The 26,699-nt window shown below is 59.3% G+C and carries 23 protein-coding genes; 17 read left to right on the top strand and 6 right to left on the bottom strand.

Annotation, left to right across the window (positions count from 1 at the left end; all coding sequences use genetic code 11):
- Positions 1–100 precede the first annotated feature (100 nt).
- On the bottom strand, positions 101–568 hold the full coding sequence (locus DWV58_RS08580) for a hypothetical protein (protein ID WP_117582923.1): 468 nt from the start codon (positions 566–568) through the stop codon (positions 101–103).
- 275 nt (positions 569–843) lie between these two features.
- On the opposite strand from DWV58_RS08580, the gene DWV58_RS08575 reads away from it, so the two are divergent.
- Positions 844–1,275 carry an Hsp20/alpha crystallin family protein gene (locus DWV58_RS08575; protein WP_117776831.1) on the top strand — a complete coding sequence of 144 codons (432 nt, stop codon included), beginning with the start codon at positions 844–846 and terminating at the stop codon, positions 1,273–1,275.
- Between the two features lie 79 nt (positions 1,276–1,354).
- On the opposite strand, the gene DWV58_RS08570 is transcribed toward DWV58_RS08575, so the two are convergent.
- Positions 1,355–2,164: an MBL fold metallo-hydrolase gene (locus tag DWV58_RS08570; RefSeq protein WP_117776830.1), complete on the bottom strand. Its 810-nt coding sequence runs from the start codon at positions 2,162–2,164 to the stop codon at positions 1,355–1,357.
- Positions 2,165–2,212: 48 nt separating this feature from the next.
- Between DWV58_RS08570 and tilS the strand changes: the two genes are divergently transcribed.
- From tilS to DWV58_RS08545, 5 genes are all read left to right on the top strand, one after another.
- Positions 2,213–3,754: a tRNA lysidine(34) synthetase TilS gene (tilS, locus tag DWV58_RS08565; RefSeq protein ID WP_199586056.1), complete on the top strand. Its 1,542-nt coding sequence runs from the start codon at positions 2,213–2,215 to the stop codon at positions 3,752–3,754.
- A 147-nt stretch (positions 3,755–3,901) separates the two neighbouring features.
- Positions 3,902–4,450, top strand: coding sequence for a hypoxanthine phosphoribosyltransferase (hpt, locus tag DWV58_RS08560; RefSeq protein ID WP_117757872.1), 549 nt, complete (start codon positions 3,902–3,904; stop codon positions 4,448–4,450).
- 61 nt (positions 4,451–4,511) lie between these two features.
- On the top strand, positions 4,512–6,590 hold the full coding sequence (gene ftsH / locus DWV58_RS08555) for an ATP-dependent zinc metalloprotease FtsH (RefSeq protein WP_233540549.1): 2,079 nt from the start codon (positions 4,512–4,514) through the stop codon (positions 6,588–6,590).
- 179 nt (positions 6,591–6,769) lie between these two features.
- The gene (locus tag DWV58_RS08550) at positions 6,770–7,960 is read left to right on the top strand and encodes a pyridoxal phosphate-dependent aminotransferase (protein WP_117776828.1); all 1,191 of its coding nucleotides are present in this window, start codon (positions 6,770–6,772) and stop codon (positions 7,958–7,960) included.
- Between the two features lie 159 nt (positions 7,961–8,119).
- Positions 8,120–8,941: a phosphatase gene (locus DWV58_RS08545; protein ID WP_117776827.1), complete on the top strand. Its 822-nt coding sequence runs from the start codon at positions 8,120–8,122 to the stop codon at positions 8,939–8,941.
- A gap of 65 nt (positions 8,942–9,006) precedes the next feature.
- Here DWV58_RS08545 and rlmD read toward each other — a convergent pair whose 3' ends face one another.
- Entirely contained in the window at positions 9,007–10,440 is a 1,434-nt protein-coding gene (gene rlmD, locus DWV58_RS08540; protein WP_117776826.1) for a 23S rRNA (uracil(1939)-C(5))-methyltransferase RlmD, read from the bottom strand.
- Between the two features lie 218 nt (positions 10,441–10,658).
- Between rlmD and DWV58_RS08535 the strand changes: the two genes are divergently transcribed.
- The 4 genes from DWV58_RS08535 (at position 10,659) to DWV58_RS08520 (ending at position 15,596) form a co-directional block, all read left to right on the top strand.
- Complete coding sequence (locus DWV58_RS08535; RefSeq protein WP_117776825.1) at positions 10,659–11,519, top strand: transporter substrate-binding domain-containing protein; 861 nt, start codon at positions 10,659–10,661, stop codon at positions 11,517–11,519.
- Between the two features lie 234 nt (positions 11,520–11,753).
- Entirely contained in the window at positions 11,754–12,407 is a 654-nt protein-coding gene (locus tag DWV58_RS08530; RefSeq protein ID WP_233540548.1) for an amino acid ABC transporter permease, read from the top strand.
- Between the two features lie 53 nt (positions 12,408–12,460).
- Positions 12,461–13,210 carry an amino acid ABC transporter ATP-binding protein gene (locus tag DWV58_RS08525; RefSeq protein ID WP_199586058.1) on the top strand — a complete coding sequence of 250 codons (750 nt, stop codon included), beginning with the start codon at positions 12,461–12,463 and terminating at the stop codon, positions 13,208–13,210.
- Between the two features lie 310 nt (positions 13,211–13,520).
- Positions 13,521–15,596 carry a translation factor GTPase family protein gene (locus tag DWV58_RS08520; RefSeq protein ID WP_117776823.1) on the top strand — a complete coding sequence of 692 codons (2,076 nt, stop codon included), beginning with the start codon at positions 13,521–13,523 and terminating at the stop codon, positions 15,594–15,596.
- 129 nt (positions 15,597–15,725) lie between these two features.
- On the opposite strand, the gene DWV58_RS08515 is transcribed toward DWV58_RS08520, so the two are convergent.
- Complete coding sequence (locus tag DWV58_RS08515; RefSeq protein ID WP_117776822.1) at positions 15,726–16,703, bottom strand: DNA/RNA non-specific endonuclease; 978 nt, start codon at positions 16,701–16,703, stop codon at positions 15,726–15,728.
- A gap of 119 nt (positions 16,704–16,822) precedes the next feature.
- Positions 16,823–17,833, bottom strand: a complete 1,011-nt coding sequence (locus tag DWV58_RS08510; RefSeq protein WP_233540547.1) for a LacI family DNA-binding transcriptional regulator — start codon at positions 17,831–17,833, stop codon at positions 16,823–16,825.
- A 415-nt stretch (positions 17,834–18,248) separates the two neighbouring features.
- Between DWV58_RS08510 and DWV58_RS08505 the strand changes: the two genes are divergently transcribed.
- The 7 genes from DWV58_RS08505 (at position 18,249) to DWV58_RS08475 (ending at position 25,104) form a co-directional block, all read left to right on the top strand.
- Complete coding sequence (locus tag DWV58_RS08505; RefSeq protein ID WP_117582933.1) at positions 18,249–19,721, top strand: PTS fructose transporter subunit IIC; 1,473 nt, start codon at positions 18,249–18,251, stop codon at positions 19,719–19,721.
- A gap of 144 nt (positions 19,722–19,865) precedes the next feature.
- Positions 19,866–21,134 (top strand): class II D-tagatose-bisphosphate aldolase non-catalytic subunit, encoded by a 1,269-nt coding sequence (locus DWV58_RS08500; RefSeq protein ID WP_117776820.1) that lies wholly within the window; start codon positions 19,866–19,868, stop codon positions 21,132–21,134.
- Between the two features lie 125 nt (positions 21,135–21,259).
- Positions 21,260–21,943 carry a fructose-6-phosphate aldolase gene (fsa, locus tag DWV58_RS08495; RefSeq protein WP_006235616.1) on the top strand — a complete coding sequence of 228 codons (684 nt, stop codon included), beginning with the start codon at positions 21,260–21,262 and terminating at the stop codon, positions 21,941–21,943.
- 64 nt (positions 21,944–22,007) lie between these two features.
- On the top strand, positions 22,008–22,838 hold the full coding sequence (locus DWV58_RS08490) for a transketolase (protein ID WP_089573497.1): 831 nt from the start codon (positions 22,008–22,010) through the stop codon (positions 22,836–22,838).
- Positions 22,838–23,776 (top strand): transketolase family protein, encoded by a 939-nt coding sequence (locus DWV58_RS08485; protein WP_117582935.1) that lies wholly within the window; start codon positions 22,838–22,840, stop codon positions 23,774–23,776. Before DWV58_RS08490 ends, DWV58_RS08485 begins: the two co-directional genes overlap by 1 nt.
- A gap of 12 nt (positions 23,777–23,788) precedes the next feature.
- Positions 23,789–24,241, top strand: coding sequence for a PTS sugar transporter subunit IIA (locus tag DWV58_RS08480; RefSeq protein ID WP_117776819.1), 453 nt, complete (start codon positions 23,789–23,791; stop codon positions 24,239–24,241).
- Between the two features lie 212 nt (positions 24,242–24,453).
- Positions 24,454–25,104: an HAD family phosphatase gene (locus DWV58_RS08475; protein WP_117776818.1), complete on the top strand. Its 651-nt coding sequence runs from the start codon at positions 24,454–24,456 to the stop codon at positions 25,102–25,104.
- Between the two features lie 238 nt (positions 25,105–25,342).
- Here DWV58_RS08475 and DWV58_RS08470 read toward each other — a convergent pair whose 3' ends face one another.
- Positions 25,343–26,476: a LacI family DNA-binding transcriptional regulator gene (locus DWV58_RS08470; RefSeq protein ID WP_117776817.1), complete on the bottom strand. Its 1,134-nt coding sequence runs from the start codon at positions 26,474–26,476 to the stop codon at positions 25,343–25,345.
- Positions 26,477–26,699: the final 223 nt, after the last annotated feature.

The following is a 26,699-nucleotide window of genomic DNA, read 5'->3' as shown; positions in this document are numbered from 1 at the left end:
GAAGAAGGGGGAGGCCTCGCGGCCTCCCCCTTTTTTGCGTTTACGGGGTGTAAATGACTCAATTACACCAGACGATCTTGTTGTTTTTGGTATTGAGCCTTTATTTAAAGAAAATAAATCGTATAACAAGGGCAACTGCTATGGCCGCAATGATCATAAGCAGGATTGTCAGCTGATGCTGCTTGCGTCGTTTACTTGACGAAACGAAGATTGACTTTCCCTGTTTTGGCGTTTCGAGATAGCGAGCCGAATGCGTCAAGGTTTGCTTGGGTCGAGGCCCTCTTTGTTGATGAGCGGCGGATGCTTTCATCGGCTCATCACTAGCTGCGCTGTTTTTAGATAATGGTGCGTCTTTCAGATATACAGGGTCTCCCGAGGCGACGCCCATATGTTTGCGCCCCGTTTGCGCTTCTTCGAGTGTTTGATATCGGTTTCTTGTCACATATTTGGGCTCTGGGTCATTGATAGGCTCTTGCGAGATGTGGGGGCGATGGAATCGAATCGGTTGCGGGCTGGATGCTTCGTCCTGCTCCGGCATAAACGTGTTGTCCTGTTTTTGATCGTCCATGATGCCCTTAGTTCGTCATCAATATCGTGTATGCGCCCATTGTAAGCCAGCCGTCTAGTTTTGATGGGATTGCATACATTATTTAAGCCTACGTTCAAATTCCGTTTATTAGACAAAACCTTAGTCAACCAGACTTAGATATGCTTATATCAATAGACTCAAAAAACTTTATAGTCGATGTATATATAAGAAGCGGCTGGGCATATATAACAGCGTCAAAAGAAGTCCCAGTCACCTAGAAGATGACTCGGCAGTCCTTACAAGGAGTGGTAAACATGGCAAGCATGGTTCCTTATCGTTCGGTTTTTGGCGTCCGTCCTTCTGCAAGTTCGCTGTTCGATTTGTTTGATGACATGACCGACCTGGCGAATAGCTCGATTGCCTCCAAGGCGTTCCCCGTTGACGTTGAGGACAAGGGCGATGGCTACGAGGTCAAGGCTTATTTGACTGGCGTCGCGAAGGACGACATCGACGTTGAGCTCAATGAGGGTCGTCTTTCCATTAGCGTGAATGTTGAGGAAGGCGACGAGAACGAGGGCAAGAACTTCCTGCAGAAGGAGTTTAGTTCGTACAGCGCGACGCGCGGTGTGTACCTGAAGGATGCTTCGAGCGAGGGCCTTTCTGCAAAGTACGCTGACGGCATCCTTACCGTTACGGTTCCCAAGATTGTCGAGAAGAAGAACGTTACGAAGATTTCCATCGACTAACGATGGCTCTGCTTCAATCGAGAGTATGAGTTAAGGGGGCTGGGAAGTAATTCCCAGCCCCCCTTGTTGTCTTGAGGGGCTATTGAATGGTTGTCGGTTGATACTGGCTTGCAGGGCGTATCGAGAGCTTCCGTGGCCCTTGAAGACGGGTGGCAGAACTGCCGAGTTCATCATCGAGACTTGCATCAAGCGCGTTGGCATAGCTTTTAACGGTAAGGCTTGGACGATTATTGTCCTGGCTGATATGCATGGCGATGAGCTGTTCGGTGCGATCGGTAACAAGTTCTCGCGCGGCTTCGGCGGCCTGGTTGTTGGAGAGGTGCCCCTTTGTGGACAGGATGCGCTCCTGAAGAAAGCGTGGGTACGGTCCTTCGCGCAACATAGTTACATCGTGGTTACTTTCGAGCGCGAGAACTCGACAGTCTTTGAGGATGCCTATGGCCTTGCTCGATAACTCTCCGGTGTCGGTGGCAAACCCAATGGAATCATCGAGAGCATTAATTCGATAGCCGACCGGATTGATGACATCGTGCGATGTTGAGTAGGTTTGCACGTGGATGCCGGCAATGGGGAGCGTGTCGCCGGGGTCAAATTCCTCTACGGGCAGGTGCGCGAGGTTTTCTTTGCATGAAAGGGTGTCCCTGCTGGCAAAGAGGGGACCATGCCAGTGCTTGCACCATACATCGAGCCCCTTGATATGGTCACCATGCTCATGGGTGATTACAAGAGCGGCGACGTCGTCTGCCGAGAGGCCAAGCTCCGCCATGCGTTTAAGTGTCTCGCGGCGGGACAGGCCGTTGTCGATCATGATGAGCCCCTGAGGTCCCTCGACGAGTGCGCAGTTGCCTTTTGAGCCGCTGCCGAGGATATGAAGGTGCAGGCGAGACATAAGATTCCAAAGGATACAATGGGTGCGGACGAATAGAGGAGGAAGCGAATGCCAACGGTATCTCAGCACTATGGACATCATGCCGCGCCGAGGACGGATAAGAGCGCCCTGGCAACGCGGCAGGCCGCTGCCCCCGTGGTGCTCATGGTATCAGGTGGTGCGGACTCGACGGCTTTGCTCCTTATGGCATGCACATCAAAGTTGGATATTCTGGATGGGCGTGGTGTAGCCCCCATCGCGCGCGAGCGACTACACGTGCTGCATGTGAACCATCATCTGCGCGGCGAGGCATCCGATGGCGACGAGGCCTTCGTGCGCGGCCTATGCGCACAATATGGCTTGCCGCTGTGTGTTGAGCATGCCTATTTTGATGATGAATCGGGCAATATCGAGGCGGCCGCCCGCGAGGTGCGCTATGCCGCGGCGCGGAGGTATGTTCGCGAGCTCTGCGTCCAGACGGGGGCACCGCGAACGGCGGCTCGTATCTGCACTGCGCACACGTCTTCGGATCGCGCGGAAACGTTTTTGATGAACGCGATTAAGGGTTCGGGGCCCGCTGGCCTATCGAGCATTCCTCGCCGGAGGAATATCGTGGTGCGTCCCCTGCTCGACCTGACTCATGATGAGCTCGTGGGCTATTTGCAGGTGCATGGTCAGCCGTGGCGAGAGGACGAGAGCAACGAGGACGTGTCATACTTGCGTAACTATGTGCGCCATCGAGTGATGCCGGTGGTGGCGCAGCGCAACGCGAGCGTCTGTAAGACGATTGGCGCCGCCTGCGAGATCTTAGGCGATGAGGATGCCTTTCTTTCCCAGCTTTCCGCACAGGCGTTCCGAAGCTGCCTGCGTAAGGAGGCGGCGGGTGCACTGGTCCTTGACGCTCGTCGACTGGCCGCGGCTGAGGTGGTAATCGCGCGGCGCATCGTGAGACTGGCGATTAAACGCATCGATCCGGACGCTCGTCCAGAGATGCGACATGTGGAGCGAGTCCTTTCCTGCGTTGCCGAGGGCGCCGGCTCGGTCACGCTTCCGGCGGGGATTGACGCACGCATTGAGTTTGGCATGCTGTCATTCAAGGCTCCGGCGGCGCGCGAGGGTTTAGTGGCCGACTGGATCTCCGTTCCCGGTCGTCTGCCGCTGGGGGCGGGGCGTATGCTGACAGCAGAGCCGATGGCTGTGGAGCCGGGGCGCGATATCGTGCACCGTGCCCGCGAGCTTGCTGCTGACGGAGAGGTTGCGGCCTTGGTGGATGCGGCGGCCCTGGGGTTCGCCGACCGCGATAGCGAGCGGATGCTAGCCGGCTCGCGCGGGGAGATTCCCGCCGAGGCGCGATTGGCGCGCCTGTGGGTGGATAGCCCTGTGCCGGGAGACGTGATGTGCCCGTTGGGGATGAGCGGTCGAAGCAAGAAAGTGTCAGACCTGTTGAACGAGGCGCGCATTCCTGTTTCAGACCGCTCTGGCGTACCCGTGGTAAGAACGGCTCCGGGAGGTGCCGTAGTATGGGTCGCGGGCGTTCGCGCGGACGAACGTTTTAAGTGCACGGCGGCGACGCGCGTGGCCTATCTGCTTCGCGTGGTTGACGCGGATTAGCTCCTCGCACTAGCTTTTCTGTGCGGCGTTGACGGTATTCCCGCGCTGATGGTGCGCGGGCTGGAAAATATACCCCGTGCGCTGCTAGAATGTGTAGTTCGCGTCCATGCGGCGGTGCGTGGGCGATAAGCACAAGAAAGGGTTGTCATGGCTTCTCAACATCCGGATATCGAGAAGGTTCTGTTTACGCAGGAGGATATCGACGGTATCGTCTCTCGCTTGGGCGAGCAGATTACGCGCGACTACGCGGGTAAGGATCTGGTGCTGATTGCGGTCCTGCGCGGCGCCGTGGTCTTTATGGGCGACCTGATGCGCAAGATCGAGCTGCCGACCAACATCGATTTCATGGCTGTTTCGAGCTACGGCGACGGCGTGAAGTCCTCGGGTATCGTGCGTATCATTAAGGACCTGGATATCGACATCCGCGGTCGCGACGTGCTGATCGTCGAGGACATTCTGGACTCGGGCCTGACGCTCAAGTATCTGATGAAGAACCTCGAGAGCCGCAAGCCCGCCTCGCTGGAGGTCGCCGCCTTCCTGTGGAAGGACGTTGAGGACCGCGTCTCGGCCGTCACGCCCAAGTATGTTGGAACCCATTGCCCCGATGCCTTTGTGGTGGGCTACGGCCTCGACTATGCCGAGCGCTATCGCAACCTTCCGTATCTGGGCATTTTGAAACCGGAGGTTTATTCGTAAGATGCCCGACGACCGTAACGACAACAATTCCCAGACTCCCCGGGACCCAAAGATCCCGGGGATGCCCGGAGGCAAGAAGCCCACGCGTACGGGCTGGCTGTATTTTCTTTTGGCTTGCGCGCTTCTGGGTTACGCCTTCTTTAACATGGGCTCCGGCTTTGCCAACTCCAGCAATACCGTAAAGCTCGCGATGAGTGAGATGGTCAGCGCCATCAAGCAGGATCGCGTCGAAGATCTGACCTATACGGTTCAGGACGGAAGCGTGACGGGTCATTACTGGAAGACGAAAAAGGACAAGGGCGACACGAGCGAGCTCAAGAGCTTTTCCTCGACCTATGTCGGTTCCGATTCGCTTGCCGAGCTCATGGCGGAGCACCCCGATACCAAGTACATCGTCAACACCAACGATCCCGATTTTTGGGGCGACTTGGCGATGAGTGTGCTTCCGACGATTGCCCTGATCGCCATCATGTTCTACTTTATGCGCCAGATGATGGGCGCCAATAATAGGAACATGCAGTTTGGCAAGACCAACGCCAAGACCAACGAGGCCACGCGCCCCAAGGTCAAGTTCGAGGACGTTGCCGGCGTGGACGAGGCAGTCGAAGAGCTCGAGGAGATCCGCGACTTTTTGAGCGATCCGGACCGCTATCGCAAGCTGGGTGCCAAGATTCCGCGCGGCGTTTTGCTGGTGGGCCCTCCGGGTACCGGTAAAACCCTGCTGGCCAAGGCCGTTGCCGGCGAGGCGGGCGTGCCGTTCTTTAGTATCTCGGGCTCTGACTTTGTCGAGATGTTCGTGGGTGTCGGCGCCAGCCGCGTGCGCGACCTTTTTAAGGAGGCCAAGTCTCAGGCTCCGTCGATCATCTTTATTGACGAGATCGATGCCGTGGGACGTCAGCGTGGAGCCGGTTTGGGCGGCGGCCACGACGAGCGCGAGCAGACGCTCAACCAGCTGCTGGTCGAGATGGACGGTTTTGAGGAAAGCGAGTCGGTCATCCTGATCGCCGCGACCAACCGCCCCGATATTTTGGACCCGGCGCTGCTGCGTCCCGGCCGTTTTGACCGTCAGGTTACGGTCGACCGTCCGGACGTGAAGGGCCGCGAGCAGATCTTGCGCGTGCATGCCGAGAACAAGCCGATGGACGAGGACGTTAAGTTTGAGAAGCTCGCCCAGATGACCGTTGGCTTTACCGGCGCCGATCTGGCGAACCTGCTCAATGAGTCTGCGCTTTTGGCTGCTCGCCGCCATCGTTCCGTGATCTCGATGGACGAGGTCGAGGAGTCGATGGAGCGCGTGATTGCCGGACCGCAGCGCAAGGGTCGCGTGATGACCGAAGCCGAGCGCACCACGATTGCCTACCACGAGAGCGGTCATGCCCTGGTGGGTCATATCCTCGAGCACTCCGATCCGGTTCACAAGATTTCGATTGTCAGCCGTGGCCAGGCTCTGGGCTACACACTGCAGCTTCCGCAGGAGGATCACTTCCTCAAGACCAAGAACGAGATGCTCGATGAGCTTGCCGTGTTCTTGGGCGGTCGCGTTGCTGAGGAGCTCATGTGCGACGACATCACGTCGGGCGCGAGCAACGACCTGGAGCGCGCGACCAAGATGGCGCGCGAGATGGTCACGCGTCTGGGCATGAGCGAGGAACTGGGCACGCAGGTGTTTGGCGAGGCGCAGCATCAGGTGTTCCTGGGCCGCGATTACGCCGATCACCAGGATTATTCCGAGGAGACGGCGCGCCGCATCGATATCGAGGTTCAGCGCATCATGCGCGAAGCCCATCGCCGTGCGGTCGAGATTTTGGATGCCCGTCGCGATCAGCTCGATCTGATGGCGAAGGTGCTGCTTGAGCGCGAGACCGTCGAAGGCGACGCCGTGAACGCCCTGCTCGACAACGAGTGGGATGCTTACCTTGAGCGCGAGGGCGATATCCTGGCGGCCAAGGAGGAGCGCAACGCCAAGGCGGCCGGCATGCCGACCAAGAAGTGCTCGCCTCGCATGAGCGAGGAGGAGCTGGCGGCTGATGCTGCGGCCTTTGCGCAGGCGGCCATGCGGGAGGATGCCGAAGCCGCATCCGATGATGCCGGTGATGGCAATGCTGTCAACGCTGACGGCAACACCGACGCCGACAAATAGTTCTTGTAGCGAAAGCCTCTGCGGGGAAACCTGTGGAGGCTTTTTCTTTTGAGCGATATGTTGATTGGGGACAGACTTAAATGAGCGTTTTCACGCATTTAAGTCTGTCCCCAATCAACATTGCTGCGGCACTTTGCTCAGCTAAAGCGTACAATAGCGCCTATGCGAAAGGGGAACAGATGATCAACGAAACTATGTATGCTCGCGGTGCGGAAAGCTCCATCATCCGTGAGATCTTTAGCTATGGCCTTGAGCGCAAGGCACAGATCGGTGCGGAGAACGTATTCGATTTTTCGCTGGGTAACCCGAGCGTTCCGGCACCTGCCGCCGTGGCTGAGTCCATTAAGAAGGCATTGGAGCTGCCGAGCGACCAGCTGCATGGATACACGCCTGCGCCGGGTCTGCCGCAATGTCGAGCGGCCGTCGCCGACTCGCTCAACCGTCGCTTTGGCACGAACTATGAGGGCAAAGACGTCTTTATGACGGTGGGTGCCGCGGCTTCGCTCACCTGCACGCTCAACGCCGTTACGAACCCGGGCGACGAGGTTATTGTTATCGCCCCATACTTTCCGGAGTATCGCGTTTGGATTGAGAAGGCCGGCTGTACGTGTGTTGAGGCGCTCGCCGATGAAGATGCGTTCCAGCTGAGCGTGGACAACGTGCTCAAGGCGATTACCGATAAGACGACTGCCGTCATCATCGACTCGCCCAATAACCCGACCGGCGCTGTGTATACGCGCGATACCTTGACGCGCCTGGCTAAAGTTTTGTGCGAGGTCAACGCCAAGCGCGATCCCGAGAACCCGATTATGCTTATCTCGGATGAACCGTATCGCGAGATTGTATACGGCGCCGAGGTGCCTTGGGTGCCCTCGATTTACGAGCACGCCGTCGTGTGCTATTCGTACTCCAAGTCGCTGTCGCTGCCGGGCGAGCGCGTGGGCTGGATTTTGGTTCCCAACACCAACCCGCAGGCGGCGCGTCTGATGCCGGCTGTTGCCGGTGCCGCCCGTACGCTGGGCTTCGTGTGCGCTCCGGCGCTCTTCCAGCGCGTGATTATTGATTGCATCGATGAGCCGAGTGACGTTGAGGCCTATGCGCGCAACCGCACCGCGCTTACCGATGCACTGGCGGAGTACGGCTACACCTATGTTGAGCCGGATGGTGCATTCTACCTGTGGGTGAAGGCGCTGGAGCCCGATGCGAACGCTTTCTGCGAGCGCGCGAAGAAGTATGAGCTGCTCGCGGTGCCTTCGGATAGCTTTGGCATGCCGGGCTGGTTCCGCCTTGGCTACTGTGTGAGCTACGAGACCATCGTCAATTCGTTGCCTGCCTGGAAGCAACTGGCCGACGAATATCGTCGAAAGTAAAGCGCTCTGCTTACAATGTTTTACGTGAAACGGGGTTTGGTGCTAAGCCAGACCCCGTTGTCTATGCCGTTGTGTGATTGGGATGAAGCAGTTTTACGACTGCCGAAGGCTATGCGTACAATGAATATACGCGACGGCCATGCCGGATAAGGAGACCCGATGCCCTACCTTCTTTCTTGTGACATTCATACCCATACGATGTTTTCTGCGCATGCATATTCGACCATTGAGGAGAATGTGTACTGGGCGGCAGAGCGCGGCCTGCAGGTACTCGGATCTGCCGATCACCTGAGCTCTATGGTTTCGGCTTGTCCCGATGACCTGCGCAGTTACCAGTTCTTTATCAACCAGGATATCTGGCCGCGCATATGGAGCGGCGTGCTAGTGCTGCGTGGTGCCGAGGCCGATATCGTTTCGATGGACGGAAGCCTGTTTGGCGAGGACACTCCTGTCACGCTCGATATCGCCGGCGATTCGTACAGCCGTCAGCATTCACTGTTCGATTTGGTTACGCGTAATTTGGATTATTTGGTTGCGAGCGTGCATAATCCGCAGATTGCTGAAGGCGCGGCACTGGCCCAGACGACCGAGATGTATATCAATGCCCTGGAGCACCCCAAGGTGTTTATGCTGGGCCACACGGGTCGCTCGGGCGTGTCGTTCGATATCGACGAGGTGCTGCTGGCGGCTAAGGCCAAGCACAAGATTATCGAGATCAACAACCATAGTCTTGAACACGGTGTCGACACTGAGCATTGGGCCGTATGCCGCAAGATTGCCGAGCGTTGCGCCGAGCTGGGCGTGGGTATTGGCGTGTCGACCGATGCCCACATTGGCATGGCCATTGGCAAGCTCGATCACGCGCGCAAGATGCTCGACGAGATTCACTTCCCGCTGGATTTGATCGTGACGCGCGACCGCGAGACGCTGCTGCGCGAGATGGCGGCAGCCGGCGTGTGCGATCTGCGCAAGGGGATGTAGCGGAGTTTATAAACCAAGCGAAGGGGGCGGCCCAGACGGGTCGCCCCCTTTCTTGTGCCGGAGAATTAGCGGCGTTCGAGGACCGCTACGGTTTCGGTATGGTCGGTGTGGGGGAACATGTCGACGGGCGTGATTTTGAGCAGGCGATAGCCTCCGTCGAGGAGCTGGTGCAGGTCGCGCTCTTGGGTCACGGGGTTGCAGCTGATATAGGTGATGCGGCGCGGCTTAAGTGCGCAGGCAGCTTCGAGGAACTCGGGGGTAGAGCCGGCGCGCGGTGGGTCGATGGAAAGGACATCGACCCGCTCGTCGTTGTCGGCGGCGTCTAGGATGTAATCGGTGGCATCGTCGGCCATAAACCAGGCGCTGCGGGTAAGGCCGTTGAGCTCGGCATTGCGGCGCGCGTCGGCAATGCCCGCCGGATTGCGCTCTACGCCGAGCAGCATGATGCCGATACCCTTGTTCTGGGCATCTTTAGCTGCGCAAAGACCGATGGTGCCGCTGCCGCAGTAGGCATCCATAAGCACGTCGCCCTGACGCAGGTCCATGCCGTCGATGGCGAGCTGGTAGAGCAGCTCGGTCTGCTGCGGGTTGGTCTGGTAGAACGCGGTGGGGGAGATATCGAACTCGCAACCGAGTAGCTGGTCGCGCATGCACTCGGCACCGTACACGATACGGGTCTCCTCGCCTAGGATGGCGTTGCCGGGGCGCCCGTTGATGTTTTGGGCGACGGTGACGATATGCGGATCGAGTGCGGCGACAGCCTCAAAGAACTCCTGCGCATGCGGCAAGTCGCGCTGAGCGGTCACGAGGGTGACCATAATCTGGTCGGTACGCCAACCGCAGCGGACGACGGCATAGCGGAGCAAGCCCAGATGCTTGTCTTCGTTAAAGGCAGGAATATGCAGACGTTCGGCCTCGCGAGCGATGCCGTTGAGAATCTGGCGGGCCCCCGGCGCCTCGACAGGGCATTCAGGAACAGCAACGATTCTGTGTGTCCCACGTTCAAAAAAGCCGCAGCGGACAGCGCCCTCTTTGCCGGGAGCAAACGGAGTGGCAGCCTTATGACGAAAACCACGCGGCGCAGGATATTTGCCCGGGTCTCCCAGGGTGACTCCCATACCGCGAATAGGATCGACAGCAATGCCCTCACGCTCGCAAAGCGAGGCAAAAAGCTCCTCCATGGCAGCCTGCTTGGCTGCCAACTGCTTCTTATAAGGACGATTGAGCGCCGTGCACCCACCGCAAGCTTTCATGATTGAACAGGGAGACTTGGGGTCCACAGCCTTGCACGCAGACGAAACCGGATCTTTATGCGAGCGCTTGAAGCGAGTCTGAGATGCCTTGTCCTCGCTCCGACGAGAACTGGGGCGCTTGGCCTTAGCCTTGCCCTTCGCATCCTGAGACGACTTGGATTTCTTAGAAGATTTTTTCTCCTCCGACCCTTCAGTCGCTTCGATCAAAGCACGACGAGCCCTACGCTCCGCACGAGATTCTGCCATGAATTAACCCCACTATTAAATAAAAGAAAAGTCCGAAGCAATTGTACCGTGCCAAGCCAGCGGGCGATATGCAAGCGGTCATTTCCTGTCAGCGATAAGTCCAACGACGTTTGCCCGGCGGGCAAACCCTCCCTTGTACTTTATCAAGGTAGAGTGTATGATTCTGAACGTTACATGACTCACTTTACCTAACTAAAGTGCTATCGAGGGGGAATACCATGAATACCGATATGTCTCGTCGTCAGTTTGTTGGTCTAGCCGGCTCGCTCGCCACGGTGCTCGGCCTTGGTCTTGTCGGCTGCGGCGGTGGTGCTGGCAAGGGCTCCGCTGCTGGTTCTGCCGCGGCCAAGGATGTGAAGGGCGCCGCGGAGTCCAAGAAGCTCGTGGTGGGCTTTGACAAGTCCTACCCTCCGTACGGCTTTGTGGGCGATGACGGCGAGTACACGGGCTTTGACCTTGACCTTGCCAAGGCCGTTGCCGATAAGCAGGGCTGGGATGTCGATTACGAGGCCATCGATTGGGATGCCAAGGACACGCTGCTCAACTCCGGCGCCATCAACTGCATCTGGAACGGCTTTACCATGGAGGGCCGTGAGGACGGCTACACGTTCTCCGAGCCGTACATGCTCAACGAGCAAGTGCTCGTGGTCAAGAAGGACGCGGGTATCAAGAGCTGGGACGATCTCGCTGGCAAGACCGTGATCACTCAGACCGATTCCGCTGCGCAGGATGTGCTCGAGGGCGACCAGAAGGATCTGGCCGCGACGTTTGCCACGCTCGATACCATCGGCGAGTACAACACGGCCTTTATGCAGCTCGAGAGCGGCGCGGTCGATGCCGTGGCTTGCGACCTTTCGATTGCCCAGTATCAGCTTGCCGCCAAGCCCGATGCCTATACGCAGCTCGACAAGCCGCTGTCCAGCGAGCACTACGCCGTTGGCTTTAAGAAGGGCGACACCAAGTCCGCCGATGCCGTGACCGAGTCGCTCAAGGCGCTCTACGAGGACGGCACGGTCAAGGACCTGTGCGACAAGTATGCAGAATACGGTCTTTCCTTCGACAACTGGGTTCTCAAATAACGGCTTTCCCAGGCACCCGATCTTGCCGCTCAAACCGTCGCTCGCGTACAAAAGTACGCGTCGCTCCTCTTTCGCGGCAACCTCGGGCACCTGGAAAACCCGTATGAATCTTGCGGCTCCAACCCTCCTCGCGTACCAAAGTACGCTTCGTCGGGCTTGTCGCTCGCAATCTTGGGCACTGTGCCTATTTGAGAGTAAAAACCGCTGTACTGTTGCTGTGAAAGAGAGGGTAGGTTGTCTATCCAAGTCATGATGCAGATGCTTGGCCAAGGATTCTTGGTCAGTTTGCAGCTGTTTGTGCTGACGCTGCTGGGGTCGATTCCGCTGGGAATCCCCGTGGCGTTTATGCGCATGAGCAAAATTGCGCCGCTTCGCTGGATCGCGCGCATCTACATTTCGGTCATGCGCGGTACGCCGCTCATGTTGCAGATGTTTGCCATCTACTTTGCCCCGTACTACGTGTTTGGCATTTCACTCACGCCCGATTCCAAGTGGACGGCGTGCGTCGTGGCGTTCATCATCAACTACGCCGGTTACTTTGCCGAGATCTATCGCTCGGGCCTGCAGTCCATTCCGCGCGGTCAATACGAGGCTGCCGAGGTGCTGGGCTACTCGCGCATGCAGACGTTTCTGTATATCGTGATGCCGCAGGTCGCCAAGCGCATTTTGCCGGCGATGGGCAACGAGATCATCACACTGGTCAAGGATACGTCGCTGGCATTTGCCATTGGCGTGGGCGAGATGTTCTCGACGGCCAAGGCGCTGGTCGCCTCGCAGGTGAGCATGGTGCCGTTTGCAATCGCGGCGCTGATTTACTGGGTCTTTAACTTCGTCGTCGAGATGCTGCTTGGCGCTGCCGAAAAGCGACTTGACTACTACCACGACTAGCCTGTTCCGTCGTGCTTTTCAAACACATGGAGGTTCCCGTGTCCGGAACGGTAATGAATATAGCGAACGCACGCAAGGCGTTTGGCGGCAATGAGGTGCTCAAGGATATCTCGCTCGAGGTAAAGCGTGGCGAGGTCGTGGCGATTATCGGGCCTTCGGGCGGCGGTAAGTCCACGCTGCTGCGCTGTGCCACGCTGCTCGAGACGCTCGATGGTGGCTCGCTCTCGTTTGGCGACCTTGCCGTCGCGACGGATGCGGGTTCGGGCGCGGTGTACGCAAAGGGCGATGTACCTAAACAGGCGCGCTCGCGGTTTGGTCTGGTGTTTCAGAACTACAATCTGTTCCCGCACTATACCGTGATGAAAAACATCACCGATGCACCGATCCGCGTGCTTAAGCGCCCGCGCGAGCAGGCGGAGGCCCGCGCACACGAGCTTATTGCACAGATGGGGCTTACGGGCAATGAGAACAAGGTGCCATGTGAGCTTTCGGGCGGCCAGCAGCAGCGCGTGAGTATTGCCCGCGCCCTGGCGCTCGACCCGGAAATCTTGTTCTTTGACGAGCCGACCTCGGCGCTCGATCCCGAGCTGACGGCCGAGGTGCTGCGTGTCATTAAGGACCTCGCTGCGCAGAACATGACGATGGTGATCGTGACCCACGCAATGCAGTTTGCGCGCGATGTTGCCGACCGCGTGGTCTTTATGGATGGCGGTCGTATTGTCGAGGAGGGTCCTGCCGAGCAGGTCATCGACCATCCGTGCGAGCGGCGCACGCGTGAGTTCTTGAGCCGTATCGAGGGATAGGCTCAGGTATTTACTCAACTATTAATTGAGGCGAAGCCGCCACAGGTCTTACGGTCTGTGGCGGCTTTTTGTTTACATCGACGGGGTTCAATAATTGCCTCACAAGCTTGTCTCTTCCTCTCGCCGCCTGTATTCATACGTGTGCCGAAAGGTATGCATGGACAGCCGCCCGTGAGGGTAGGGTGGTGGCATAGGACATTTGGAGGGTGAGTCGGCTCGGCTGCCGACCATGCTGCTCCCGGGACGGCACCGACCGCGAACTCTCCCCGTTGGCGTCGCGCATTGCGCGCGGCCCTGCAAGGAGGTCATCATGGGTGCTCCCAAGACCGGTAACGTAAGGAACGTGGTGCTCGTAGGCCAAGGCGGGGTGGGCAAGACTTCACTCGCCGAGGTCATGCTCCACCTTTCCGGCAAGACCGCCCGCCTGGGCGGCCACGACGGCACCAAGCCCACGCTCGACTATGACCCCGAAGAGGTCAAGCGTGCGTTTTCCATCTCGACGACCATTGCGCCGATCGACTGGAAGGGCGCTCGTATCAATGTGCTCGATGCCCCGTGCTACCCCGATTTTATCGGCGACGCCTATGCCGCGATGAGCGTCTGCGAGACGGCTCTGTTTGTGGTCGACGCCGAGGCCGGCCCGCAGCCTACGACGGTTAAGCTCTGGTATGCCGCCGAGGACCTGCGTCTGGCGCGTGCGGTGTTCGTAAACCGCCTGTCGCGCTCCGAGGCCAGCTTTGCGACCACAATGGACCTGCTGCAGGAGCGCTTTGGTACGCGCCTGGGCGCCGTGACTCTTCCCTGGGGCGAGGGCGAGGACTTTGACGGCATCATCGACCTAGTGCGCATGAAGGCGCGCCACTGCAACGGCGCCGAGGCCGTTGAGTCGGAGATTCCCGAGGAGTATCGTGCCCAGGCCGAGGAGGCCCATGACCATCTGTGCGAGCTGGTGGCCGAGGCTGACGACGAGCTGATGATGAAATACTTGGAAGGCGAGGAGACGCTGACGCAGGAGGAGCTTGAAGGCCTGCTGTCTAAGGCGATCGCCGAGCGCATCTTTGTGCCGGTCTTTGCGGGCGATTGCATTAAGGAGCAGGGCGTCAACTCGCTGATGGACGACATCGCCACGTACTTCCCGGCGCCGACTGACTACGGCGAGATGCCGCTCATCGACGGCGATTCGCTCAAGATCTCGAGTGATGATGACCGCCCGGTGGCGTTTGTGTTTAAGACCCTGGCCGACCCGCAGCAGGGCCGCATCAGCTTTATCAAGGTGCTGACGGGTACGCTTGAGCCCGGCCTTGAGCTGATCAACGCGCGCACGCGCAAGGGCGAGCGTCTGGCTCACCTGTATGTGATGTGCGGTCGTGACATGACCGAGGTCGGCCACGCTTATGCCGGCGATATCATCGTGGCGCCCAAGCTGGCGGCCGAGACGGGTGACACGCTCTCCATTACCGGTAAGGTCGAGGCGGCGGCGTTTAAGTTCCCCAACTCGCAGTACCGCATTGCCATCGAGGCCGAGAACCGCGGCGACGAGGAGAAGCTCTATACGTTTATCGAGAAGGCGTGCAAGGCCGATCCGACCATGAGCATCGACCGCGACGAAGAGACCGGCCAGACCATCATCTCGGCGGTGGGCGAGGCACAGGTTTCGGTGCTGCTCAATCGCCTTGAGGACCGCACCAAGGTTGCTGCCAAGAGCGTGCCGATCCGTATTCCGTATCGCGAGACCATCCGCCGCACGGCGAGCGCACAGGGCCGACACAAGAAGCAGACCGGTGGTGCCGGTCAGTATGGCGACTGCTGGCTGCGCGTGGAGCCGCTCATTGGGCCCGACGGCACGAGCGACGGCTATGAGTTTGTTGACGAGGTCGTGGGTGGCCGCATCCCGCGCTCGCTGATTCCCGCCGTGGACAAGGGCGTCCAGGAGACCATGAAGGACGGTATTATTGCCGGCTACCCGCTCACGGGCATTCGCGTCGCGGTGTACGACGGTTCGTATCACAGCGTCGACTCCAACGAGATGGCGTTCCGCGCGGCGGCTCGCATTGGCCTGCGCAAGGCATGTGCCGATGCCGATCCGGTGGTACTGGAGCCCATCGAGGAAATCACGGTGACGATCCCCGAGAGCTACGCCGGCGCCGTGATGGGCGACATCTCGGCCTCGCGCGGTCGCGTGACGGGCATGGAGACCGATGAGCGCGGTGACACCGTGGTCATCGCCCAGGCGCCGCTGGCCGAGCTGACGGATTATTCGACGCGCCTGCGCTCCATTACGCGCGGCACGGGCGACTTTACCATGAAGCCTGCAGGCTACGAGCAGGTGCCTTATGACGTTCAGGCCAACCTGGTCGAGCGCTATGAGGAGGGTCGCGCCAAGTAGCGCGTGGCGTTGCCTGCAACATGCATGCCGGTGCAAGGGCCGCTCTGGGCAATCCAGGGCGGCCCTTTTTGATCCCTGGGGGACGGAGGAAAACGGATCATTTTTTGGTTACGGGCGACGCGGTCGGCACTAGTCTCCGGATGCCTGGTTGCGGCCGGTGGCGTAGTCGATCTGCACATGCGGCTGCAGGTTGTAGCAATATACGTGGAAGCACAGCGTCTTGCCGTGGTCCTCGACCGATTGCGCCTCGAGGCGTACGCCACGGCAGACGAGCTCCTCTTCGTTGTACATGGGCGTGACGCGATAGAGCACGTGGTTGCCCGTGTCGCGGATATAGTCGAGGATTTGCTCCTCAAACGGCAACATGCCCGTCTCGTTGAGATAGCGTGTGCCGGTGAGCAGATTCTTGCGGTTGGCGTTTTCGCCGCAGAGCGACCAAGCGATAAGGTGGCAGCGGTTGTAGACGCTCTGACCCGGAATAAAGTCGTAGCGCTGCTGGTGCCATCCGGCGGGGTGGATGCGCGAGATGTCGCCGCGCTTGCCCTGACCGAGCGATTCGGGGCCCACACAGGCGAGCGCTTTGCGGGTGCGGCCCAGGCTGTCGAGTTTGGAGAACTTCTTAAAGCAGCCCTCTTCGGTGGCGCGCTCGTATTCATCGAGCGTGAACGACGGTGTGCCGAGCGGGTGCGTGCTGTCGGCGCGAAGGGCAACGTAGGGGTTGCCGGCGTAGTCGGGAATGCTGCTGAGATATACGCCGCGGGCGCGGTCGAGATCGGGGTTTTCGACCTCGTCGATGGGGGTGACGTTTGAAGAGGCATCGTCAGCGGTGTCGGTCGTGGCGGATTCAGAGCCATCGCCGGAGTCCTGATCATCTTCGGAGTCCGTGGAGCTCGCTGTTCCCGATTCGAGCCGGGCGACCAAGTCCGCTTCGTCGTCGGTGCGGTTGGGGCTCTCGCTTTGCTTCTCGGCCAGAGCAGCCGCCTGCTCATCGCTTTGCGGCGAGAGCAGCTTGGGCGCTCCGTCGAGCGACCCTGTGAACAGCGCAAACCCCAGCACCACGGCGGTGCCGATGGAGAGTACTTGCTTGTAGGCGGACTTGCGTGACATGGGGGCTCCTGGATGGACGGTTCGGAATCTACCAGTCTAGCAGGAGCCGGCAGGGGCCGTTCTATCGAACAAATACTTAAGATTTGGGACAAACACTCCTGATTTATTTGTCCCGCGGTCTAGATCGAGGTGGAGTCGAGCCAGTTGAGCTTGCACTCGAGAATGCGCTGCTCGCCGGGTTCGCTGCTGCCGTCAAGTAGGGCGAGCAGCATCTCGGCTGCTTCGCGACCTTCCTGGTCGACGGGCTCGATGATGGTGGAGACGGTCGGTGTGGTGAGATTAGTCCAGTCTTCGCAGTTGAGTCCCAAAAGGCCGATTTGCTGCGGAAGCAGATGGGCCATGGGCTGAAGTGCCTTGTAGACGCGGGGGAGCGCCCATTGGTTTTGGACAAAGATGAGCGTGCGCTTGGCGGGGTTGAACTTGTATTTAAAGTATTCGGTGAGCTCGTTGATTGACGGCTTGTTGTGATCGATGGGGATGGCTTTGTAGAGCTGCCCATTCGCGGCCAATGCCTCGGCATATCCCTGAAAACGTTCCATGCGAGTGCGCATTTCGGTCATGTTGGCGGCGATGGAAAAGAAGTCTTCGTAGCCGGCGTCGAGAAGCGCCTGCGTGGCATTGTACACGCCGTCGTAGAGGTTGGTTTTGATCCAGCTGGTGCCTGGGCTGTAGATGGCCGCGTCAAAAAAGACGACGGGCTTGCCGGCGCGCTTGATGCGGTCGTGGACTGCCTTGAAATTTGCCGTGGGCTGGATGATAAAACCATCGACGCCCAGTGAGAGCATTTTGTCGACATACATGAGCTCGGTCTCGGGGTTAAAGTTGCTCGTGCAAACGACCGTCTGGTAGCCCGCGGGGAGCATGACCTGCTCCATGCCGTTGAGGACGAGGCCCGCCCATTTGTTGGTGTTATCCAAGATGATGATGGCGATGACGTGGGTCTGCTTGCCGGTGAGCGTTTGCGCTTGGGCGTTGGGAACGTATCCGAGTTCCTTGATGACGCGCGCAATCTTTGCCTGCGTCTTCTCGCTAAGCTTTTCTCGTTTGTCGTTGAGGTAATACGAGACGCTTGCCGTCGAGGTGCCCGCCTCTCGAGCGACGTCTGCGATCGTAACGCGCTGTTTTGCCACAGCGACTCCTTCCGACAGATGAGCATTTTCCAACATGATGACTTTGAGTCTTGGTGAGGGATGCGCTTTGGTGAGCGACTTTTTCCTTTCATATGAGTATGCAACAAATGCGGTATATGGGTGGGGTCGAAATTTGTGACCGGCATGCGCATCTGCCGTCTACCGAGAAAATCAAATACTTCTTGACTTTTGAAATCGATGGTAAAATCGCAGGATTCATTTTTGGTTAAACGCATAACTAAATAGCGTAACCAACGCTCTGACCTGCGCGTTTACCGAAATAAACTGGCATTAAGAAAAACGAGCACCTATATTGGTCTTGTCGAAAAGACAGCAAGTCCAAACGGCAGGGGATGCTCCGGAGGCCTCCGCAAACGGTGTCTTGCGCACGCAACTCTATGAAAAGAGGGAAGCAATGAAGATCGTAGGCGTTGCCGCCTGTACCGTGGGTATCGCCCACACGTATATGGCCCAGAAGGCGATTCAGGATGAATGCGCCGCTCGTGGCATCGAGTGCAAAGTCGAGGCTCAGGGTGGTCTGGGTATCGAGAATGAGCTCACGCAGGAAGACGTTGATTGCGCCGACCTGGTGCTCGAGTCCGTCGACGTGGGTGTCGAGAACGAGGACCGTTTTGAGCAGAAGATGGCCGAGGGCAAGTTCCTCAAGGTCGGCACCTCGGATGTAATCGCCGATCCGGTAAAGATTATCGACCAGGCTGTCGAGATCATCAAGGCGACGGGCGGTGCCGTTGACGCGTCCAAGGCCGAGGCCAAGGCAGAGAAGAAGGCCGTCTCCGCTGCCCCGCAGGCCCCGACACCGGCGTCCAAGCAGTCCATCTTTGCCGACCCTGGCAAGACGCTGCTCAATGCATTCAATACCGGTGTTTCCTATTTTATCCCCATCGTCGTTATCGGTGGCGTGTTCCTCGCCTTCTCGTTGGCATCCGGTACTGCCGGTGCTAGCGGCATGGAGGTCACCAACCCGTTGATGGTGAGCCTTAACACTATCGGCATGGCCGGCATCTCTATGATGATTCCGGTGCTTGCGGCATACATCGCCTACTCGATGGCCGGTAAGCCCGCACTTGCCCCCGGCTTCGTCCTGGGCTACTTGGTTAACAACGCCGTCGTCACCCCGAGCGGCAACAGCGTTTCGACCGGCTTCTTGGGCGCCATGATCATGGCTGTCATCTGCGGTTACTTTGTCCGCTGGATGAAGACCTGGAAGGTCAACAACACCATCCAGACCATCATGCCCATTCTGATCATCCCGATTCTGACCTCGCTCGTCCTGGGCATGGCTTACATCTACATCCTGGCCACGCCGCTTGGCTTTGTGATGGATTGGCTCACCAGCGTGCTCGGCAGCCTGCAGGGCGGCTCCGCCGTCGTCCTGGGCCTGGTCATTGGCGTTATGACCGCTTTCGATATGGGTGGCCCCATCAACAAGACCGCTTCGACCTTTACCATGGCCATCATGGCCTCCGGCATCTACGGCCCCAACGGTATGTTCCGCGTCGCCGTCGCCATTCCCCCGATTGCTTGCGGCCTCGCTGCGCTCATCGCCAAGAACAAGTTCGATGACGCTGACCGTCAGATGGGCATCTCTGCGCTGTTCATGGGCTGCATCGGTATTACCGAGGGCGCTATTCCCTTCGCGGTCAAGGATCTTGGCCACACCCTGCCCGGCATTTGCATCGGCTCTGCCGTGGGCGCGGCGCTTGCCGCCTTCCAGGGCATCGACTGCTATGTTCCGCATGGTGGCTTTATTGTCGCCCTGGCCACCAACAACGTCGCGCTGTTCTGCCTGGACATCGTGATTGGCTCCTTGGTCGCCGCTGCAATCCTGATTGCCATGAAGCCCACGCTCGATAAGCAGGCCAAGTAAACCTTTAAGGACTCCGGCTGTGCGGAGGGATGGATTTGACTCCGCACAACCGCCCCTACACAACAAAATCCATCCGCACTGATAGGGCCCACATCTGGGTCCCAGGGAACTTTTGTCAAAAATCCTCTGGAGAAGGAGAACAAAATGTCCAACCTCACCATCCGCCAGGCCGTTCAGGGCATGCTCAAGCTGCAGGACAGCGGCGATCACGCAACCATGGTCGGCATTGGCCCCATGAGCCCCAACCTGATTCAGGCCGTGTTCGAGCTTGCCAAGGACGAGGATTTCCCGCCCATGTTTATCGCTAGCCGCAACCAGGTCGATATGGACGAGATGGGCGCCGGCTACGTCAACGGTTGGGACCAGACGCGCTTTGCCGCCGACATTAAGAAGGTTGCCGACGAGGTGGGCTATACCGGTCCGTACTACCTGTGCCGCGATCACGGCGGTCCGTGGCAGCGCGACGAGGAGCGTAACGCCCACCTGCCCGAGGACGAGGCCATGGAGCTCGCCCGCAAGTCCTTTGTCGCCGACATGGAGGCAGGCTTTGACCTGCTGATGGTCGACCCCACCAAGGACCCCTATCAGATCGGCAAGGTTATTCCGCTCGACGTGGTGCTTCGCCGCACGATCGATCTTATCGACTATCTTGAGCAGTACCGTCGCGAGCATAACCTGCCCGAGGTTGCCTATGAGGTCGGTACCGAGGAGACCAATGGCGGCCTGACCTCAACCGACAAGTACGAGGAGTTCATTTCTCAGCTGCAGCCCGAGCTCGAGAAGCGCGGCTGCCCCATGCCCACCTTTATCGTCGGCCAGACCGGTACGCTCACCCGTTGGACCGAGCAGGTCGGTCATTACAACTTTAAGAATGCCCGCGAGCTCGCCGACATGGCCAAGCGCTACGGCGTGGGCCTGAAGGAGCACAACGCCGACTACCTGGACGACGCGACGCTGCTCGAGCACATCCCGGCACACGTGACCGCTTCCAATGTCGCCCCTCAGTACGGCACCGAGGAGACCCGCGCTTACCTCAAGCTCTGCGCTACCGAGCAGATTCTGGTCGACAACGGCCTGTGCGACGATCCCTCCGATCTGTATCGCACGCTGCTGGTCAAGGCCATCAAGACCGAGCGCTGGCGCAAGTGGATGACTGGCGACGATGTCAACCTGCAGGTTGACGACATTCTGGCCGACGACGAGCTCAGCCTGAAGATTCTGGATGTCTCCGGCCACTACGCGTTCAACGATCCCGAGGTCAAGGAGCAGGTCGAGAAGCTCTATCGCAACCTCGCTGCCCAGGACATTGACGGCAAGCGCTTTGTGATCGAGCACATCAAGCGCCCGATCAAGCAGTACGTCGTCGGTCTTAACCTCAAGGGCGTCACGAGCCGCATCGAGAAGGCTCTCTAAGTAGCTTTTCCTACACGACGCCGGGCCTGGGGCATGTCCCAGCTGCAGGCCCGGCACATAGGACAAAGGGACATCCCCTTTGTCCTATTTTTTGAGTTTTGGATTCCTTAGAAGGAGTTTGCACCATGAAGTTCTTTATCGATACCGCCAACCTTGACGAGATCGCCGAGGCCAAGAGCTGGGGCTGCCTTGCCGGCGTCACCACCAACCCGTCCCTGTACGCCAAGACCGGCGGCAAGCTCGCCGACTTTGAGCCCCATATGCTCAAGATTGCCGAGCTCTGCGAGGGCCTGCCCGTGTCTGCTGAGTCCACCGCGACCACTGCCGAGGGCATGATCGAGGAGGGCAAGCGTCTTGCCGCCCTGGCTCCCAACATCGTGGTCAAGCTTCCCGTGTGCGAGGCCGGCCTCGCCGCCTGCCGCGCCCTGGCCGATGCGGGCGTGCGCGTCAACATGACGCTTGTTTTCTCGCCGACGCAGGCCCTCATGGCCGCCAACGCCGGTGCCCGCTACATCAGCCCGTTTGTCGGCCGCTTTGACGACATCGCCGAGGACGGCATCTCGCAGCTCGACAATGTCGTGACATGCATCAAGAACTATGACTGGACCGGCAAGAACGTCGACGACACCGTCGAGATCATCACCGCTTCGGTCCGCACGCCCAACCACGTGACCCAGGCGGCTCTTCTTGGTGCCGACATCGCGACCGTGCCCATGGCCGCTCTCAAGAAGTGCCTGCATCACCCGCTGACCGACCAGGGCCTCGCCTCTTTTGAGGCTGACTGGCAGAAGGTCGTCGCTCAGGCTTAACGACCGGGTTGCCCTCGGCATCGCGCCATCCGGTGCCGGGGTTGTTCTCAAGAGAGGAATTCGTATGACCAACCAGGAGCTGGCGAAGGTCGCCAATGAGGTCAGGAAGGGTGTCGTGACTGCGGTTCACGCGGCCAAGTCGGGACATCCGGGTGGATCGCTCGGTGCAGCCGACATCATGACGTATCTGTACTTTGAGGAAATGAATATCGATCCTGCCGACCCTCACAAGGCCGATCGCGACCGCTTTGTGCTCTCCAAGGGTCACGCGGCGCCGGGCCTGTATTCGGTGTTGGCAAATCGCGGCTATTTTCCCGTCGAAGAGCTCGAGACGCTCCGCCATATTGGCAGCCGACTGCAGGGCCATCCCAACATGAACGATACCCCAGGCATCGATATGTCCACCGGCTCGCTCGGTCAGGGCATCTCTGCTGCAGTTGGAATGGCGCTTGCCGCTAAGCACTGGGGCGACAGCTACCGTGTCTACACGTTGCTGGGCGACGGTGAGTGCGAGGAAGGCCAGGTGTGGGAGGCGGCTATGTTTGCCGGCAACCATGCGCTCGACAATCTTGTTGCCGTCGTCGACCACAACGGCTTGCAGATTGACGGCACGATCGATGAAGTCAACTCGGCCATGCCGCTTGCCGACAAGTTCCGCGCCTTTAAGTGGCATGTGATAGAGCTAGCCGATGGCAACGACATGGCGCAGATTGAGGCGGCTTTCGCCGAAGCTCGCGAGGTGACCGGCGCGCCCGTCGCTATCATCGCCGAGACGGTGAAGGGCAAAGGCGTCTCCTTTATGGAGAACCAGGTTGGCTGGCATGGCAAGGCGCCCAATGACGAGCAGTTTGAGCAGGCCATGGCCGAGCTCGCGGCAGCAGGAGAGGAACTCTAATGGCAGAGGTCAAAAAAGTCGCCACGCGCGTAAGCTACGGCGAGGCACTCGTCGAGCTGGGCAATGAGCACGATGACTTTGTAGTGCTCGATGCCGACCTGGCTGCCGCTACGCAGACGGGTAAGTTTAAGACTGCCCATCCTGAGCGCTTTTACGATGCCGGCATCGCCGAGAGCAACCTGATGGGTCTTGCCGCCGGCATCGCGACCACGGGCCGCGTTGCTTTTGCGAGCACCTTTGCGATGTTTGCCGCCGGTCGCGCCTACGAGCAGGTCCGCAATTCCATTGGCTACCCGCACCTCAACGTCAAGATTGGCGCCACCCATGCCGGCATTTCGGTGGGCGAGGACGGCGCCACGCACCAGTGCTGCGAGGATATCGCACTCATGCGTACGATTCCGGGTATGACGGTGGTCGTTCCCGCCGACGATGTCGAGGCCCGCGCCTGTGTGCGCGCCGCCTATGAGTTTGAGGGGCCGGTCTACATGCGCTTCGGCCGCCTGGCAACACCGGTCATCAACGATCACGAGGACTACGAGTTCAAGATCGGCCGCGGTGTTGTTGTACGGGAGGGCTCTGATGTCACGATCGTCGCGTGCGGTCTCATGGTCGCTGAGGCACTCGCTGCTGCCGAGGCGCTCGCTGCCGACGGCATCGATGCTGAGGTCATCAACATGCATACGATCAAACCGCTCGATGAGCGTTTGGTGGTTGCCAGCGCCAAGAAGACCGGTCGCGTGGTCACCGCCGAGGAGCATTCGATTATCGGTGGTCTTGGCGAGGCCGTTGCCTCGGTGCTCGCGGAGCAGCATCCAGTGCCGATGCGTCGCGTCGGCGTGCGCGATGTGTACGGCGAGTCCGGCCCTGCGGTCGATTTGCTGCATAAGTACGGTTTGGACGCCGACGGCATCGAAGCTGCGGTCAGGTCCGTGTTGTAAGGAAGGCTTTCCATGGGGTTTGTATCTGCCAACCAAGTGACGATTGGCTACGCCGCCGCCTCGCGCGAGGACGCGCTGCATTATCTGTCCGAGCAGGCTGTTGAGCTTGGTTTTGCCGATGACGCGTCTGCTGTAGAGGCGGCTTTTATTGCTCGCGAAAACGAGGCCGAGACTGGCCTCGTCGCCGGTTTTGCCGTTCCGCATGCCAAGAGCGATGCGATCCATGCGCCGGGCGTGGCCGTGCTCAAGCTGTCCGAGCCTGTTGAGTGGCCGAGCTTTGATGGCGTGCCCGTCGATGTGGCGCTCGCGCTGTACGTGCCCGCCGGCGAAGCGGGAACCACGCACCTGCGTCTGCTCTCCAAGGCTGCCGTGATGCTGATGGATGCCGGCTTCCGTGACAGGGTGCGCGAAAGCACCGATCCTGTCGAGATTGCCGAGTTCATCAACGCCGGGCTCGAGGGCTAGAACGGGCTCTCCGTTCCATTAATCGATCCTTCTCCAAGGAAAAGGGCCGCGACGCTATAGGCGTCGCGGCCCTGTCTGCGTTTCCCCAGATAAAACCTGCCAAAATAAACCTGCCCCTTTTCAGCAGGTTGGCGCGATATGATATATACGTTATATACAAGTTGGATAGTGTGGTAGAGTGGCGGCAATACAAGCCGGCGAAGGGGACCGATATGATCAAGGCTGTCATTTTTGACATGGACGGAACGCTGGTCGATACCGAGCGTTTGGACATGAGCGCATGGAAGGTGGGCGCTGCCGAGCTGGGGATTGCGATTGATGATGCGCTGGTCCATCAGTTTATCGGTCGCTCGATGCCTGATGTCAGGGACATCCTTGAGGAGCATTACGGCAGCCGCGAAATCGTCGAGACGGTCGAAGCCCGCTACAGGGATGCTCTCGACGAGATGGTCAAGACCGATCTGAAGCTTAAGGCCGGCGCCGCCGAGTGCCTGGACGAACTGCTGGCTGCGGGCTATCACGTGGGCCTTGCGACGTCGTCGCGCCGCGTTGCGGCCGAGCGCAACCTTAAGACAGTCGGCCTCTTTGACAAGTTTGAGACGGTGACCTGTAACGAGGATACCCTGAACGGCAAGCCCGATCCCGAGATCTACCTGCTCGCCTGCGAGCGCGCGGGCTTTGCCCCCGAGGAGTGCGCCGTGGTCGAGGATTCCCGCAACGGCTGCGTCTCGGGCATCACGGCCGGCTGCCACGTCTTTGCCGTTCCCGACATCGTGCCGCTGCCGCAGGACGTGGTGGACGGCTGCGAGGCTGTGCTCGATACGCTGTTCGATCTGCCGGCGGCGGTTAAGGCCGTGCGCTAGCGTTTGCACGCGAGTCGCCATGCCCCGCGCCCGATTTCGCAGGACGGTGACGGTAACGGCGCCTGCGCGGAGGCACTGTTCTAAAAAATGGAATTGAATCCATTTTTGCAAAAAAGCTAATGAAAAATGGATTACATTCCATAAAAATCCGTAGCCGCAGGTTCGGCTAAACGGGGAAGGCTCGTGGGGTCAGCAAAAACGCAGCAGCGGGGCTGTTTCCGTTGCGGCGTTTTTTTTGTTACAGGTAGGCGCCCAGGTTGATGTCGGTTATAGGGGCCGCGGATGGGCCCGTCGGTTGCCGCTCGGCCTTTTGGGTGCTCACACGCTCGAGCAAGAAGGGGCGCACGAGCTCCTGACGGTTAATGTCCTCGGTGGCCGTGACCGTGGTGACGGTGCGCGCGGCGGAGCCGATGCGGACTCGTTTGGTCTTGGCGGCAGGTTTATCCTCGATTTGTTCCATGAGCAGCTGCACGCCCTTGCGGCCGATCTCGTAGCCCGGTGGTGCTACCGTGGTGAGGGGGACCGATCCGCTCCAGGCAAGCGGGTTGCCATCGCAGCCGGCCACGCGGACCTGCTCGGGGACGGAGATGCCTTTGTCTATCAGCGCCGAGATAACGCCCGACGCCAGTACGTCGGTCAGGCCGACCACGAAGTCGGGGCGCTCGTCCGCGACCCGCTCAGCGATTTGGGCACCGATGCCGTAGCCGTCGGCAGCGGTATTCCATTCGCCGGCGTCGATGACTTCGATCTTGATATCGGGATGCAGGGCGAGGGCCTTGTGGATGCCAAGTACGCGCAAGGTGAGCTGCATAAATGCCGCTCTGCCCACAACGGTGATATGGCGTGCGCCACGGGCAACGGCGAGCTCGGCGATAATGCGGCCTTGTGCCTCGTTGTCGGCAGCCACGTAATAACCGGGCTCGGAGCAGTGGATGTCCAGATGGACGATTGGCACGGGCATCTTGGCCATGGCGGGGTGCCAGTCGGGGGACGCCATGGGCTGAACCATGACGCCGGACATCTGCGTGCCCATAAAATAGCGCAGGTAATGATCCTCGAGAATGTCGTCGTTATCGGCATTGGCGATGAGCAAGTCATAGCCGTGCTTGCGTGCCTCGTTGTGGGCACCGCTGGCGATTTGGAGCGAAAAGCCGTGGTCGAGACGGGGGAGCACCAGGCCAAAGGACTTGGTGGCACCGCCCGCGAGCTGACGAGCGCTTTGGTTGGGCAGGTAGCCCAGTCGATTGATGGTTTCGTTAATGAGCTTGAGGGTCTCGGGACGCAACTTTTCGGGATGGTTGAGCGCGTTGGAAACCGTGCCCAACGAAACCCCGGCTTCGCGCGCGACGTCGCTGATTTTAACCTTTGCCATAGCGGCCCCTTTGATGCGTTTCAAGTACAAGCCAGATTGTAGCATCGCCCGCCCCCGGGGTGGCAAAACCTGCCAATTAGGGACAGGTTTATTTTGGCAGGTTTTATCTGGGAAAACGCCGTTGCCAGTGCGACCACTACGAAGGGGACAGGTACCTTTGTGGTGGTTTGAGCTGCTCGGTCCTTCAATTGTCTCGATCTGTAACATCTGGACGGCAAAACCG

This window comes from Collinsella sp. AF11-11 (assembly GCF_003465485.1).
GTDB lineage: Bacteria > Actinomycetota > Coriobacteriia > Coriobacteriales > Coriobacteriaceae > Collinsella.
Note: the sequence above shows the minus strand (reverse complement) of the source record. Positions and strands in the feature narration are given on the sequence as shown.